Source organism: Blautia glucerasea, from assembly GCF_020537505.1.
Classification (GTDB): Bacteria; Bacillota; Clostridia; order Lachnospirales; family Lachnospiraceae; genus Blautia_A.
In genome coordinates this window covers 1-749 of sequence record NZ_JAJBMO010000095.1, presented here as the reverse complement: position 1 = coordinate 749, position 749 = coordinate 1, and the positions used below count along the sequence as shown (strand labels likewise).

Sequence of the window (749 nt, the reverse complement as noted above, 5' to 3'; positions counted from 1 at the left end):
TTCAGGAAGTTCTTCAGATATAGAATCCTTATCATTTCCGGTTCCACCGGATGCAGGTGGCTGGTTATCATCTTTTTTCTTTAATGGCTTTTTTCCATGTGCCAGACGATCTTTTTCAATCTCTTTATTTAATTCCTCTTCATACCAGAGAGCCTGTTCGTGTGCAACCTGCTTACGCATTTTTTTACTGTTTGCACAGGCTTTTACATGTGTTGCATCCACGAAGATCTGTTCTGTATTTACAAGCTTATATTTCATACAATCTTCCAGAATCTTTGAAAAGATCTGCTCAAAAAGGTCTGTATCTTTGAAACGGCGGGTATAATTCTTTCCAAATGTAGAGAAATGAGGTACTGGATCTAACATGTCTAGTCCGAGAAACCAGCGGTATGCAACGTTTACCTCGATCTCTTTCATGGTCTGACGCATGCTTTTTATCCCATAGAGATACTGAATGAATGGTATCTTTATCAGCATGACGGGATCCATACTGGGGCGGCCGTTATCCGGACAGTATTTTTCTTCAACCAGATCATAAATAAAGTTCCAATTGATTGCTTTATCAATCAATCGCAGCATATGGTTTTGAGGTACCATGTCATCCATGGAAAACATCATCATTTGTTCTCTTTTTTTATCTGTATTTTTCGTCATCATAAAAAACACCGCCCTTCTGATATTTATTATATCAGAAAAGCGGTTCCAACAATAGCAAAACCCTGCAAAAGCAGGGCTTTGTCTACAGTCTG

At 38.7% G+C, this 749-nt stretch carries 1 protein-coding gene; it reads right to left on the bottom strand.

Features of this window, described 5'->3' with window-relative positions; genetic code table 11:
* A partial coding sequence (locus LIQ05_RS19390; protein ID WP_226822936.1) for a transposase occupies positions 1–657 on the bottom strand: 657 nt, incomplete at its 3' end.
* Between the last annotated feature and the right edge of the window lie 92 nt (positions 658–749).